The organism is Sphingomonas epibiotica, from assembly GCF_039615155.1.
Lineage (GTDB): Bacteria > Pseudomonadota > Alphaproteobacteria > Sphingomonadales > Sphingomonadaceae > Sphingomonas.
In genome coordinates this window covers 19578-33049 of sequence record NZ_JBDGHY010000009.1, presented here as the reverse complement: position 1 = coordinate 33049, position 13472 = coordinate 19578, and the positions used below count along the sequence as shown (strand labels likewise).

Here is a 13472-nt window from a genome sequence, read left to right as displayed (position 1 = left end):
ATCAGCGTCCCAGACGGAGGGTTTCGGTGATGAGCGACTTGGCGGTCGACATCACCTCGACATTGTTCTGATAGGTGCGGGCGGCATCGAGCATGTCGACCAGCTCGCGCGGTTCGTCGACGGCGGCTTCCCAGACATTGCCCTCGGCATCGGCGAGCGGGTTGCTGGGGTCGTAGCGCTTGGCCGGCGCCTCGCCCGCCTTCACGACTTCGCGCGCGTCGACGGTGGCAAGGCCCGATGCCGCGTCTAAGCTGGTGCGGAACACCGGCTTCATCGTGCGATAGGCGCTTTCCTGCGTCGTCGCGACCGCGCCGGCATTGGCAAGGTTCGACGCGGTGGTGTTCATGCGCACCAGCTGCGCCGACATGGCGCGGCCCGATACTTCGAAGATGCTCATCGGCGCGGGCATCGCTTATTCCCCCTTCAGCGCGCGGGTGATGGTGGAGATGCGGCCGTTCAGGAACGCGAGCGTCGTCTGATACGCGACGGCGTTCTCGGCGAAGGCGGTCTGTTCGGTCACCAGTTCGACGGTGTTGCCGTCCATCGAGGGCTGCACCGGCAGGCGATAGAGCGTGTTGCGATCGATCGCGCCGTCGACATTGCCGCCGCGCTCTACCCCGGCCAGCGCCGCGCGGAAGTCGACGTCCTTCGCCTTGAACCCGGGCGTGGACGCATTGGCGATGTTCGACGCCAGCATCCCCATGCGCTGCGCCCGCACCTTCAGCGCGGCCCCATGTATCCCGAACAGAGCGTTGTCGGCCATCGGCCCGAAATCTCCTGAGCGGCGCGCCGGATGCGCGTCCCCACGGATCACAGCAAAGCGCGTGCCAATTGCACGGCACCCCGGCCCATGCGCGGAATATCCGCGACCTTAACCATGATCGCGGCAACCGCCCGCCGCGGCCCGGCAAGCGCTTGCCGCCGCCAAACTGGCATCGCCCTTGCAGCAAGGCGGGCATGAACCTGTCGCTGCTTGCCCCCTATGCCGATCCGCTGGCTGCGCTGTTCGTGATCGGCGGGACCATCCTGACCATCGCGATCCGCACGCCGCCTGCCGATCTGGGCCGCGCCATCCGCGCGCTCGCCACCCTGCCGCGTCGCCCGTTTTCGGCCGATGCCGGCATCGAACAGATTGCCGCATTGGCCCGGATCGCGCGGCGGCACGGGGTGCTGACGCTCGACCGGTCGCAGATCGCCGATCCCGATATCGCCGAAGCGATCGCGGCGATCGTCGACGGTGCCGGGCCGGATGCGGTCGGCGAGACGCTGAGCCACCGCAACGCCGCGCGCGCCGAACGCCACCTCGCCGCCGCCGACATGTGGGCGGCGGTCGCCGAGCTGGCCCCGGCGCTGGGCATGATCGGAACGCTGGTCGGGCTGGTGCAGATGTTCATGGCGATGACCGATCCGACCGCGATCGGCAAGGCGATGGCGGTGTCGCTGTTGTCGACGCTGTACGGCGCGATCGTCGCCGCGCTGATCGGCATGCCGATCGCCGGACGGCTGCGACAGATGGCGCGGATCGAGGCGTTCGAGCGCAGCCGGTTCGAAGGACCGCTGGTCGCGCTGGCAAGGCGCGAGCGGCCGCATTTCCGGGAGGCGGCGGAATGAAGATGCACCGGTTCGACGTGGCGCCGGGACGGCCATTGTGGCTGACGACGCTGGCCGATCTGTCGCTGCTGCTGGTCGGGTTCTTCGTCTTTATGCAGGCGTCGCAGACGGTTGACCGGCAGGCGCTGGCCGCCGGCATCCGCGCAGGCTTCGATGCGGATGCCGCGCCGATGACGCTGGATCGGGGGATCGTCGACGGGTTTGCGACCGGGTCAGCGGCAATGCCGGCCAGCTATGGTCGGACGCTCGACTTCGTCCGCGCCGCTGCTGCCGATCCCCGGGTAAAGGTCACGCTGACCGGCAGCACCGACGGCGATGTCGACCCGCTGACCGGCAGCGCCGCGATCCTTGCCAACGACCGCGCCCGGACCGTCGCCACCGCGCTGGTCGCCCACGGCGCGGTGCAGCCCGACCAACTCGCCTTTGCCCCGCCCGCCACCGGCAGCCGGGGCGTCCAGATCGACCTTGGCTTTGCCGGCGACCGGCAAGCCGTTGCCGACCGGCAGGCGCCCGTTGCCGCCCCCGTCCATGGAGCCGACCAATGATCCGTCCGATCCTCGCCATCCTGTCGCTGACCGCCGCCCCCGCCGTCGTGGCGCAGAATTTCCAGTCGACTGCGCAGCTCGATGAAGCGGTCGTGCAGTTCACCGGCGCCAGCATTGGCATGGACGGCGGCGCGCAGATGCCGGTCGATCCGCGCCTGAAGCTGGCGAAATGCGCGATGCCGCAGTTCAACTGGCTGTCCGAACGGCAGGACGCGGTGGTCATCAGCTGCATGGCGCCGGCATGGAAAGTCTATGTCCCGGTCCGCCGCCTGACCCGTATCGTCCCCGAACGTGCCGCCCCGGCAGTCGCCGCCGCCGCCGCCAAGCCCGAACCGGTGATCCGCCGCGGCGACCCGATCATGATCGAAGCCGGGGCGGAAGGCTTTTCGATAACCCGCGACGGCGTGGCGATGAGCGACGCGCCGGTCGGCGGGCGGCTGATGGTCAAGGTCGACCCGGCCAAGCCGCCGATCCAGGCGATCGCGATGGAATCGGGGCGCGCCGCCCTGCCCGGCTTCGGGCGGTAGAGCAGCGAAAATCGAAAAAAATCGATCCGCAGTAATTTTTGCTAAAGAAGTTCGGGAAGGCGCCGTTTCTCCTCATGTCAGCAGTTCGCAAAGGACGGGGACATGGTGGATTCAGTCGGTTCAAGGCGGGTAACGTCGATCGGGCAGCGTGCCATCGCACGCCCCGAGGGACAGACACGCGCCGCGGCGACACCGCCGGCGGAGGGGACGCCCAAGACCGGCGTCGCACTCCTGTCGGGCGGCACGACCGCCGCCGCCATGTCGGCATCGCCGCCGGTCGATACCGATCGGGTCGCGACGATCCGCAAGGCGATCGCCGAAGGCCGCTTCCCCCTGTCGCCCGCCACCATCGCCGACCGGCTCATCGCCCTGAAACTCGATTGGAACAGCAATGAACCGGCGTGATGCGCTGATCCAGATCATCGACAGCCTGCATGCGGAGATCGCCGCGATGCAGGCGAACGACGTTACCGCGCTGGAAACCGCGACGGCGATGAAGCTGCAGGGGATCGAGGCGGTCGCCGCCAATGACGACGTGCCGCTCGACGCCGAGCTGGAAACGCTGGCGCGCGAAGCGCAGCGGCTGAACGAGACCGCGCGCATCTATGTCAACCTGATGTCGGCCAATGTCCGGCGCCGGATCGAGCAGCTGACCGGCGGGGGTTTGCCGGCCTACCGGCCGGGGATTGCCGCCTCGGCGCATCGCTCGGCGGCTGCGGCGTATCGGTGATCCATACGCATAGTTTCCAATCCGATCACAACCGTTGGCGCTGAGTAGGGGCTGAACGCAGTCGACGACCCGTATCGAAGCTCCTGCCCGAACGGTCCTTCGATACGCCATTTCGACAGGCTCAATGGCTACTCAGGACGAACGGCAGCATCTGGTTCGAGCAGGTAGCAAAACTGGCACGTCGCTTGCTGTGTGGCTCCCCGAACAGGGGAAGCGAAGCACAGCCCGATGAATGTCGTTCCGGTAGAAGCAAGGTCCAACGTCCATAGCGCGATCGCGACGGCGAGCGCGCGGACCGGTATCGATTTCAATTACCTGCTGGGTCAGGCACAGGTCGAGAGCGGCCTGCACGCCAATGCCCGCGCCGCGACCTCCTCCGCCACCGGCCTGTACCAGTTCGTCGAGCAAAGCTGGCTGGGCGTGGTGAAGGCGCATGGCACCGAACACGGCATGGGATGGGCGTCCGACAGCATCCGCCAAGGCAGCAACGGCCGCTATTATGTCGCCGACCCCGCGACGCGCCGCGCGATCCTGAACCTGCGCAGCGATCCGCAGGCATCGTCGCTGATGGCCGCCGAACATGCCGCCGACAACAAGTCCGCGCTCGAAGGCGCGCTGGGGCGCAATGCGACCGGTACCGACCTGTATATGGCGCATTTCCTGGGGCTGGGCGGTGCTCGCCAGTTCCTGACGTCGATGCAGGCCAATCCCGACCGGTCGGCCGCCGCGATGTTCCCCGCCGCCGCCCGTGCCAACCGGTCGATCTTCTTCGCGCCGGGCGGCCAGCCGCGCTCGCTGGGCGAAATCTACGAACGGATGAGCGCGAAGCTCGACCGCGGGGCCAAGGCCGTCGGCGGCAGCGGCGTCGAGGATGGCGGCTTCCCGGTCAACCGGATGCAGCAACCGGCGGTGATGCTGAACGGCTTTGGCGGCGACGTCATCATGGGCAACGAGGCGCAGGGCGGCGACGAGGCATGGCTGGCATCGACCATCGCCAATCTGAATGTCGTGCGCAGCCGTGGCGGCGACGTGACGGCGAACCCGGCGCAGATGGCCTCGCTCTATCGCCCGACCCCTGAATCGGCGCGGCTCGCCTATTCGATCCTCGCCAATCTGGGAGCCGCATGATGCAGGCGATCCTGAGCAATCCCAAGAGCCTGCTCCCCGCGATGCGCGGGTCGGCGCTGCCCGCCGCGATCCTGCTGCTCGTCCTGCTGATGGTCGTGCCGATCCCGGCGTTCATGCTCGACATCTTCTTCGTCATGAACATCATGATCTCGATCGCGGTGTTGATGGTCGCGCTCAATGCGCAGAAGCCGCTCGACTTCTCCGCCTTTCCGACGGTGCTGCTGTTCGCGACGCTGTTCCGCCTCGGCCTCAACGTCGCATCGACCCGCGTCGTGCTGGTCCATGGCCATGAGGGCGAAGCGGCGGCGGGCCATGTCATCGAGGCGTTCGGCACCTTCCTGATCGGCGGCGACTATGTCGTCGGTCTCTTCGTCTTTTCGATCCTGATCATCATCAACATGATCGTGGTGACCAAGGGTGCCGGCCGCGTGTCCGAAGTGTCGGCACGCTTCACCCTCGACGCCCTGCCCGGCAAGCAGATGGCGATCGACGCCGACCTGAACGCCGGCCTGATCACCCCCGACGAAGCGCGTGCCAAGCGGATCGAGACCGGCGCCGAAGCCGATTTCTACGGCGCGATGGACGGTTCGTCGAAGTTCGTGAAGGGCGACGCGGTCGCCGGCCTGCTGATCCTCGCGATCAACATCGTCGGCGGCCTGATCCTCGGTGTGGTCAGCCACCAGATGGCGGTCGGACAGGCGGCGCAGACCTATGTGCTGCTGGCGATCGGCGACGCGCTGGTCGCGCAGGTGCCCTCGCTGCTGCTGTCGATCGCCGCCGCCGCCATCGTCACCCGCGTTACCTCGACCTCTTCGCAGGACCTTGCCGCGCAGATCGGGACGCAGTTCGCGTCGCACCGCACCTGGGCGCCGGTCGCCGGCATCCTCGGCCTGCTGGCGATGCTGCCGGGCATGCCGTTCCTCGTGCTGGCACCAGCCGCCGGCATTGCCGGCTTCGCTTCGTGGAAGCTGGCCAAACAGAAGAACGCGCCGCCCCCCGCCCCGCCGGTCGAGGCACTGCCCGAACCCGCCGACCTGTCGAAGATCGGCTGGGACGAGGTCAACGACAATTGCCACATCATGCTCGACATCGGCTACGGCCTCGTGCCGCTGGTCGACGAGCGCAAGGGCGCGCCGCTGATGAGCCGGATCACCGGCGTCCGCCGCCAGCTGTCCAAGGACCTCGGCTTCGTCGTGCCGCAGGTGAAGGTGCGCGACGACATCAATCTCGCCCCCTATACCTATCGCATCTCGATCGGCGGCGTCGTCGTCGGCGAGGACATGGCGTCGGCGACCGAGATGCTGGCGCTCGACACCGGCCAGGCGGTCGGCGGGTTCCTCGAGGGGAAAACCGCCAAGGACCCGACCTTCGGCCTCGACGCGATCTGGATCCAGCCGGGCGATGCCGATGCCGCGACGGGTGCCGGTTACCTGGTGGTCGATGCCGGCACGGTGATTGCCACCCATCTGAACCATGTGCTGACCGTCAACGCGACCGAGCTGCTGGGTCCGGACGAGGTGCAGGCGCTGCTCGACGGTCTGAAGGACCGGGCCGCGAGCCTGGTGGCGGCGCTGTGCCCGCAGCCGCTGACGCTCACCACGCTGACGCAGGTGCTGCGCGCGCTGCTGGCCGAGAATATCCCGCTCAAGGAATTCCGCCGCATCGCCGCCGCCATCGCCGTCACCGCGCAACGGACGCAGGATGCCGACGAGATCGTCGAGCTGATCCGGCCCGAGCTGGGCGCGCTAATCATCCAGAAGCTGTGCGGCGTGCGCGAGCCGCTGCGCGTGATGACGCTCGAAGGGCAGCTCGAAGCGCTGCTTGGGCAGGCGATGCGCGGCGATCCGTCGCGGCGCAACGCGATCGAGCCCGATCTCGGCCGCCGCATCGTCGACGCGCTGACCCATGCCGCGCAGCCGCTGATGGCCGAGGCCAAGCCGTTCGCGCTGGTCGTGCAGCCGTCGATCCGCGTTGCCGTCCGCAAGCTGGTCAAGACCTGCCTGCCCGACACCCCGGTCATGAGCTTCTTCGAAGTTCCCGAAGACAAGGCAGTCGAAGTCGTCGCCGTCATCGGCGCCCCGGAGGCCATCCCCGCATGAACGCCCCCTTCTTTCCGCAGCCCGAGCTGAACGCCGCGACCTATACGCGGCGCGCCCGGCCGAACGATGCCGACGCGCTGGTGCGCAAGCATCTGCCGCTGGTCCGGCGGATCGCGTGGCACGTCCATGGCCATATGAGCAGTATGGTCGATGTCGAGGATCTGGTGCAGGTCGGCCTCGTCGCCTTGGTCGAGGCGGTGCCGATGTTCGAGGATCGCGGATCGGTCACGTTCGAACAATATCTCAGCACCCGGCTGCGCGGGGCGATGATCGACGAACTGCGGCGGCAGGCGACGATCAGCCGCGGCGCGATGAAGCGGCGGCGCGACTATGCGAAGGCGGTGTCGGCGCTGACGCAGGAACTGGGCCGCGCGCCGGTGCCGGCCGAGATCGCCGCGCGGCTGGACGTGCCGCTGTCCAAGCTGCGCACCGACTATGCCGATGTCCAGTCGGTCCAGTTCGATTCGATCGACGACGTCTACACCGACGAAGCGCCGTGGTTCATGGACGACGGCCCCGATGCGTTCGAGGCGCTGGCGGAGGGCGAGCTGCGCGAGGCGTTGATCGCGGCGATCACCGCGCTGCCCGAACGCGAGGCGCAGGTCATCCAGCTTTATTATGTCGAGGAACTGAACCTCGAGGAAATCGGACAGGTGCTGGGCGTCGGTGCGGCGCGGATCTGCCAGATCAAGAAATTGGCGCATGAGAAGCTGAAAAAGGCGCTGGCACGGGCGGCGGGGTAACAAGCTGTAATTGCTGCGGTTTGGGCGGGGTCAGACTTGGGTCCGGCCCCGTCCTGACGTCCAAAGTTCACGAAGTTCACACTCGTGCGCAGTACGCGCGGCGGGTGCGGCTGGTCGGTCGTCCCCTCCGGAAGCGCGCCCCCGGGTCGAGCCCGGTATGGCATCGGGGTTTGGCGATGGGAAAGAGCGGACGAATGATAGCGTAGCGGCTGTACTGTAGGAAAGCGGCGGTCTGCGCCGCCCCCTCCCCGGTGCGGGCAATGCCGCAGCGAAAGCTCGCACGTCGTTTGTCGCGGGGTGACGGCGGGGCACCGATCAGCGCGGCGCACGCGGCAAAGCGCTTCCAAAACTTCCACCTCCCGGCCTAGAAGGCTCCGATCTTTCCCCGAGGGAGCCTCCATGGTCCGTTCGCTGTTCGCCGCCCTGCTCGCTTCCTCGATCGCGCTCCCCGCGCTGGCGCAGACCGCGCCGGTGCATCCGGCCCCCGCCCCCGGCCAGCGCGATCCGGGCGTGGCGGCGAAGGTGCGCTACGACGTGTCGTTCCCGCAGGTCCCGCATCACCGCGCGCGGATCACCGCGACCTGGACCGGGGTGCCCGCCGGTCCCTTGCGCGTGCAGATGTCGCGGTCTTCGCCGGGGCGCTATGCGATCCATGAGTTCGCCAAGAACGTCTATGACGTCAGCGCCACCGACGGCGCCGGCCGGCCGCTGAAGCTGACGCGCAGCGATCCCTATGGCTGGAGCGTCGCGGAGCATGACGGCACGGTCGTGGTCACCTACACGCTGTTCGCCGATCATGGCGACGGCACCTATGCGCAGATCGACACCAGCCATGCGCACCTCAACATGCCGGCGACCTTCCTGTGGGCGAGCGGTTACGATGCGCAGCCGATCCGCGTCCGCTTCCAGCGCCCCGACCCGAAATGGAAGGTCGCGACGCAGCTGCCCGAAAGCGATGCGGCGGACACCTATTGGGCGCCGAACCTGCAATATTTCATGGACAGCCCGACCGAGCTGTCGGACCATATGGTCCGCGAATGGCAGGAGGGCGGCAAGACCTATCGCCTGGCGCTGCATCATGACGGCAGCGCTGCGGACATGGACCGCTTTACCGAGAAGGCGAAGCGGGTGGTGCGCGAGCAGATCCGCATCTTCGGCGCGCCTGCGCCCTATGATTTCGGCCGCTATACCTTCATCGCCGATTATCGCCCGTCGATCACCGGCGACGGGATGGAGCATCGCAACTCGACGATCATCACCGACAAGCGATCGCTGGCCGAGGCGAAGGACGACCAGTTGGGCACACTGGCGCACGAGTTCTTCCATAGCTGGAATGTCGAGCGCATCCGCCCGGCCGAACTCGAACCGTTCGACTTCACCCGCGCCAATCCGACGCCGTCGCTGTGGCTGGCCGAGGGGTTCACCAGCTATTACGGGCCGCTGTCGATCCGCCGCGCGGGACTGTCCAGCGTCGACGAATATCTGGGCGAGATGGGGCCGATGCTGAGCGGCATCGTCAACAATCCGGCGCGGATCGCGGCACGGGTCAACGCCTCGCCGCAGGAGATGAGCCTGCGCGCGCCGTTCGTCGATGCCGCGCGCTCGATCGATCCGGTCGATCCCAACATCTTCGTGTCCTATTATCCTTACGGCGCGATCATCGGCATGGCGCTCGACCTCGAACTGCGGCAGCGTTTTGCGGGCAAGAGCCTCGACGATTTCATGCGCACGCTGTGGGCGCGGCATGGCCGGAACGAACAGGCCTATACCCCCGCCGATCTGCGCGCGGCGCTGGCCGCGACGACGGGGGACCAGGGCTTTGCCGATGCGTTCTGCGCACGGTCGATCGATGGCAGCGGCCTGCCCGATTTCGCGCCGCTGCTGGCACAGGCCGGGCTGGTGCTGCGGCCTGCCGCGCCGACGCGCGGCTGGATCGGGCGGACGGCGGCGAGCGACGAGGCGGTGGGGGTGACGCTGACCTTCCCGCCGGCGCAGAACTCGCCCTTGTTCGCCGCCGGGCTCGACCGGGGTGACGTGATCGTCGCGGTCGGCGGGCAGGCGATCGCGAATGGCGCGGCGTGGAATGCGGCGGTCGCGACGCTGAAGCCGGGCGCGCCGGTCGAACTGCGCTATAGCCGGTTCGGGACCGAACGTAGCGTGACGCTGACCCCGGCAGCCGATCCGACGCTGGAGGTGGTGCGTGGCGAGACGGTCGGGCAGGCGCCGACCGCGCGGCAGAAGGCGTTCCGCAAGGCCTGGCTGGGCGCGTAGCATGCGGCTGTGCGCCGATGTCGGCGGGTCGTTCGTCGAGATCGCCGCATTCGACGATGCAGGCGCGATCGGCTGGCGACGGAAGCTGCCGACCCCGGTCGACGACTGGGCGGCGTTCGTCGCGCTGTTCGCCGATGCGCTGGCGGCGGTGGCGTGCGACCGGGTGTCGATCGCGACCGCCGGGCTGGTCAATCCGCGTTCGGGCATCGTCACCAGCGCCAATATCCGCTCAATCGACGGGCGCGCCTTGGGCGAGGAATTGTCCGCCGCGCTGGGGGTGCCGGTGCGGGTGGTGAACGATGCCGATGCCTTCGTACTGGCGGAGGCGGCGCGCGGCGTCGCGGTCGGGCATGCGCGGGTCTTCGGCATCATCCTCGGCACCGGAGTCGGGGGCGGGTTGGTCGAGCACGGCCGGATTGTCAGCGGCGCCGGCGGGATCGGCGGCGAATGGGGCCATGGACAGGTCGTGCCGGAAAGCCGCATCGCGCCGGGGGCCAATCCGGTATTCGCCTGTGGCTGCGGACGGAAGGGCTGTCTCGACACGATCGGCAGCGCGCGCGGGCTGGAGCGGCTGCACCGGTTTCTGCACGGGGTCGATGCCGACAGTATCGCGATCACGCGTGGCGCAGAGGGCGGTGACGCGCAGTCGGTGGCGACGGTCGATTACTGGTGCGATCTGGTCGGCGGACCGCTGGCGATGCTGCTCCATGCCGTGTCGGCGACGATCGTGCCGGTCGGAGGCGGGCTGGCCAATGCGCGCGGGTTGATCGCGGCGCTCGACGCGCGGGTGCGGGCGAATTTGCTGACCCCGGCGGCGACGGCGGTCGTCGTGCCGGGGCGGCTGGGCGCGGATGCGGGGTTGATCGGGGCATTCGTCGCGGGGGGATAGGCTGGCGTACCCGTACCCCCGCCTGCGCGGGGATACGGTCCTGGTTGCGATCCTTACCGGCGATAGCCCGGGCGGTTGTTGCGGTCGCGCTTGTCGACGCGGACCTTGTACGCCAGCGCGTCGACGCGGCGGTCGAGATCGCGGCGTTCCTGCATCGACAGACCGTTCGACCGGCGATAGCGCTGTTCGAGCTGCGCGATCTGGCGGAATTCGGCGCGCAGATTGGTCGCTTCGCGGCGGCTGAGCGCGCCGCTACGGATGCCCTGATCGATGCGGCGCTCGATCTGCGCCTGACGCTGGTTGACCGACTGCCATGGCTGCGCGGCGGCGGGCAGCGCGGTCATGGCGACGCCGAGGCCGGCGAGCATCAGTGCGAACTTCTTCATGATTTTTCTCCTGTTCGAACCCCTTGGGCTGAACAGAAAATGGGGGCGGCGTGTCGCAAGGGTTTGTCGCCAACCCGCGAAAATTGTGTCGGAATGTCGCGGCGGCGGCGGGTTCGTTCAGCTTGTCAGACGGCCAGTCGCTTCGCGCGCAGGATCGGCGTCAGCACCGCCTCCATCGCGGCATAGCCGGCGGCGGTCGGGTGGACGCCATCATCGGCGAAACCCGGCTTCATCGCCCCGCCGGGCGTCGCAAGGGCCGGCGTATAGTCGACAAAGGTCGCGCCAGTCTGTGCGGCATAGGTTTTGATCCAGGCATTGAGCGCGCGGATCGGTGCGACGGTGGCGAGGCCGGGACGCCATGGAAAGGCGTCTGCCGGGGGCACGCTGGCGAGGAGCACGCCGATCTTCGCAGCCCGCGCGAGCATCACCATCATCGCCAGATTGTCGTGCGTCTGCTGCGGCGTGATCGGCCCGGTATTGCCGGCGATGTCGTTGGTGCCGGCCATGATGTGGACGAATTTCGGGCGGTGGGCGATGACGTCGGCCATCATCCGCAGCACCATTTGCGGCGTCGTCTGCCCGCTGATCCCGCGTCCGACCCGGCCGGCGTGGAAGAATTCGGGGCGCTTGCCGACCCAGCCTTCGGTGATCGAATCGCCCATGAACACGATGTCGGTCGGCCGGCCCGACGCGGCGAGCGAGGCATTGTCGGCGGCGTAGCGGCCGAGCCACGGCCAGTCGGTCGCGAGTTGCCGCTGGCGCTTGGCCTCATAGCTTTCCTCCTGCGCGCAGGCAGCGGCGGGAAGCAGGGCGACACCGGCGGCGAGGCCGAGGAAATGACGGCGATCGGGGGTCATAGCGATCCTTGCAAGCGGCAGATTTCGGGGCGGATGTCGCCGTCGCGAGGCGTGGCCCCGCGGGCGTCGAACAGGATGTTGGCGGGCTTGCCCTTGGCCGTGCGTGGCCATGCCGGGCGACCCTCGCCATTCGGGTCGCCGGTCGCGGCGAAGGCGACCCAATAGTCCTGCATCGATACCGGTCCGACGCGGCGATCGGCGAAAATATAGCCGATCTCGGCGGCATGGGCGGTGCGGCCCGGCCCGCCATCGCCCGCCATGTCGAATTCATAGCGCCAGACCGGCCAGTTGCGGCCGGCGAGCAGATTGGCGAGCGACCCCGCCGGACAGCGGAAGGTGGCGTCGGTCGCGATCTGCTGGTCGCGGCTGCCCATGCGCGGATGGGCGACGGGATCGGGGTCGTCGAGCCGGTAGAAGGTCCGCGCGCCTTCCGCATTGGCGCCGAACGACAGGTCGACGAAGCCGTCGCGCGCCGGGCGGCCGCCGGGCAGGTCGAGTTCGAGCATATTGCTGCCAATCAGGACCGGGCGCTTCGGCGCGGTGACGAACAGCCGGTCGGGCGTGTCGGGCAACACCGCGCCGTCGATCGTCGTGCGCAGGTACAGATAATCGTCGGCGGTCAGCTTCGCGTCGTGCAGCTTCAGGTCGGCCGCCAGCAGCGCGGCGGGCGAGGCGCTCCGCAGCGCCGCCGTCCCGCGAGTGCCGAGCAGCACGTCGAGCTGGTCGCCGATGCGGAACGCTTCCTTCAGCGGACGCCATGGCAGGCCGAAGCCGGGGGTGCCCGACTCCATCGCCGCTTTTGAAAAAAGACCGCGCGCGAGCGGCGAGGCGAGCAGCAGCGAGACGTCCTGCGATCCGGCGCTTTCCCCGGCGATAGTGACATTGTCGGGGTCGCCGCCGAACTTGGCGATATTGTCGCGAACCCAGCGCAGCGCCGCGATCTGGTCCATCAGCCCGTAATTGCCGCCGGTGCCGTTCGCCTCCACCGCCAACGCCCGGTGCGGCAGGAAGCCGAAGATGCCAAGGCGATACTGGATGGCGACGACCACGACGTCACGCTTGCCGATCGCCGAAAGCGCCATGTCGCCCGCCGATCCCGCGCGGTTGCTGCCGCCATGGATCCACACGATCACCGGGCGTTTGCCGGTCAGCGCCGGGGTACCGACATCGAGCGTCAGGCAATCCTCGGCGGCATAGACATGGTCGGCATGGTTCCAGCCATAGTCGTTCTGGAGACAGGCGGGTGCCTGTGCGGTGGTGGTGCGAATGCCGAGCCATTCGACCACCGGCTGCGGTTCGCGCCAGCGATTGGCGCCCAGCGGCGGCGCGGCGAAGGGGATGCCGCGAAACAGGATGCGGTCGGGCTCGGCCTTGCCTTCGACGATCCCGCCCGAGACCGAGACGCGGGGCGGGACGGGCGCGGCGGGGGGCGTGGCTTCCTGTGCGATGGCGGGGGTTACGACACCCAACAGGAGAGATGCCCAGATTGCCTTCATCACCATGCCCCTGTGGTTTGTGGTCGGGTTCCTGCCGGTAGCAAATCCTCCCCGGCACGGGGAGGGGGACCAGCGAAGCTGGTGGAGGGGGGTATCCTCACTCGGAACGGTTGCGTTGCGCGGCGAACCCCCTCCACCACCCTTCGGGCGGTCCCCCTCCCCGTGCCGGGGAGGATTTTGACGGTGCCGT

The 13472-nt window shown here is 68.3% G+C and carries 15 protein-coding genes; 10 read left to right on the top strand and 5 right to left on the bottom strand.

Annotated features, from left to right (window positions below):
• Window position 1: 1 nt before the first annotated feature.
• Together flgC and flgB are read right to left on the bottom strand one after the other, a co-directional pair.
• Complete coding sequence (gene flgC / locus AAIO73_RS17015) at window positions 2-409, bottom strand: flagellar basal body rod protein FlgC (RefSeq protein ID WP_345879594.1); 408 nt, start codon at window positions 407-409, stop codon at window positions 2-4.
• A 3-nt stretch (window positions 410-412) separates the two neighbouring features.
• Window positions 413-763 (bottom strand): flagellar basal body rod protein FlgB, encoded by a 351-nt coding sequence (flgB, locus tag AAIO73_RS17010; RefSeq protein ID WP_345879592.1) that lies wholly within the window; start codon window positions 761-763, stop codon window positions 413-415.
• Window positions 764-957: 194 nt separating this feature from the next.
• On the opposite strand from flgB, the gene AAIO73_RS17005 reads away from it, so the two are divergent.
• The 10 genes from AAIO73_RS17005 to AAIO73_RS16960 all read left to right on the top strand — a co-directional run bounded on the left by AAIO73_RS17005 (window position 958) and on the right by AAIO73_RS16960 (window position 10543).
• The gene (locus AAIO73_RS17005) at window positions 958-1611 is read left to right on the top strand and encodes a motility protein A (protein ID WP_345879590.1); all 654 of its coding nucleotides are present in this window, start codon (window positions 958-960) and stop codon (window positions 1609-1611) included.
• A complete protein-coding gene (locus AAIO73_RS17000; protein WP_345879588.1) occupies window positions 1608-2156 on the top strand; it encodes an OmpA family protein in 549 nt (182 codons plus the stop codon). The genes AAIO73_RS17005 and AAIO73_RS17000 overlap by 4 nt, the downstream gene beginning before the upstream one ends.
• The gene (locus AAIO73_RS16995) at window positions 2153-2683 is read left to right on the top strand and encodes a flagella basal body P-ring formation protein FlgA (RefSeq protein ID WP_345879586.1); all 531 of its coding nucleotides are present in this window, start codon (window positions 2153-2155) and stop codon (window positions 2681-2683) included. Before AAIO73_RS17000 ends, AAIO73_RS16995 begins: the two co-directional genes overlap by 4 nt.
• A gap of 102 nt (window positions 2684-2785) precedes the next feature.
• Window positions 2786-3088, top strand: a complete 303-nt coding sequence (gene flgM, locus AAIO73_RS16990; RefSeq protein ID WP_345879584.1) for a flagellar biosynthesis anti-sigma factor FlgM — start codon at window positions 2786-2788, stop codon at window positions 3086-3088.
• Entirely contained in the window at window positions 3075-3413 is a 339-nt protein-coding gene (locus AAIO73_RS16985; RefSeq protein WP_345879582.1) for a flagellar protein FlgN, read from the top strand. The genes flgM and AAIO73_RS16985 overlap by 14 nt, the downstream gene beginning before the upstream one ends.
• Before the next feature lie 228 nt (window positions 3414-3641).
• Window positions 3642-4541 (top strand): lytic transglycosylase domain-containing protein, encoded by a 900-nt coding sequence (locus AAIO73_RS16980; RefSeq protein ID WP_345879581.1) that lies wholly within the window; start codon window positions 3642-3644, stop codon window positions 4539-4541.
• A complete protein-coding gene (gene flhA / locus AAIO73_RS16975) occupies window positions 4541-6640 on the top strand; it encodes a flagellar biosynthesis protein FlhA (protein ID WP_526023822.1) in 2100 nt (699 codons plus the stop codon). The genes AAIO73_RS16980 and flhA overlap by 1 nt, the downstream gene beginning before the upstream one ends.
• A complete protein-coding gene (locus AAIO73_RS16970) occupies window positions 6637-7383 on the top strand; it encodes a sigma-70 family RNA polymerase sigma factor (RefSeq protein WP_345879577.1) in 747 nt (248 codons plus the stop codon). The genes flhA and AAIO73_RS16970 overlap by 4 nt, the downstream gene beginning before the upstream one ends.
• A gap of 399 nt (window positions 7384-7782) precedes the next feature.
• Complete coding sequence (locus tag AAIO73_RS16965) at window positions 7783-9654, top strand: M61 family metallopeptidase (protein WP_345879576.1); 1872 nt, start codon at window positions 7783-7785, stop codon at window positions 9652-9654.
• Between the two features lies 1 nt (window position 9655).
• Window positions 9656-10543 (top strand): ROK family protein, encoded by an 888-nt coding sequence (locus AAIO73_RS16960; RefSeq protein WP_345879575.1) that lies wholly within the window; start codon window positions 9656-9658, stop codon window positions 10541-10543.
• A 53-nt stretch (window positions 10544-10596) separates the two neighbouring features.
• Here AAIO73_RS16960 and AAIO73_RS16955 read toward each other — a convergent pair whose 3' ends face one another.
• The 3 genes from AAIO73_RS16955 to AAIO73_RS16945 form a co-directional block, all read right to left on the bottom strand.
• Window positions 10597-10929 carry a hypothetical protein gene (locus tag AAIO73_RS16955; RefSeq protein ID WP_345879574.1) on the bottom strand — a complete coding sequence of 111 codons (333 nt, stop codon included), beginning with the start codon at window positions 10927-10929 and terminating at the stop codon, window positions 10597-10599.
• Between the two features lie 125 nt (window positions 10930-11054).
• Complete coding sequence (locus AAIO73_RS16950; RefSeq protein ID WP_345879573.1) at window positions 11055-11786, bottom strand: GDSL-type esterase/lipase family protein; 732 nt, start codon at window positions 11784-11786, stop codon at window positions 11055-11057.
• A complete protein-coding gene (locus AAIO73_RS16945) occupies window positions 11783-13282 on the bottom strand; it encodes a carboxylesterase/lipase family protein (protein WP_345879571.1) in 1500 nt (499 codons plus the stop codon). Before AAIO73_RS16945 ends, AAIO73_RS16950 begins: the two co-directional genes overlap by 4 nt.
• Window positions 13283-13472 lie beyond the last annotated feature (190 nt).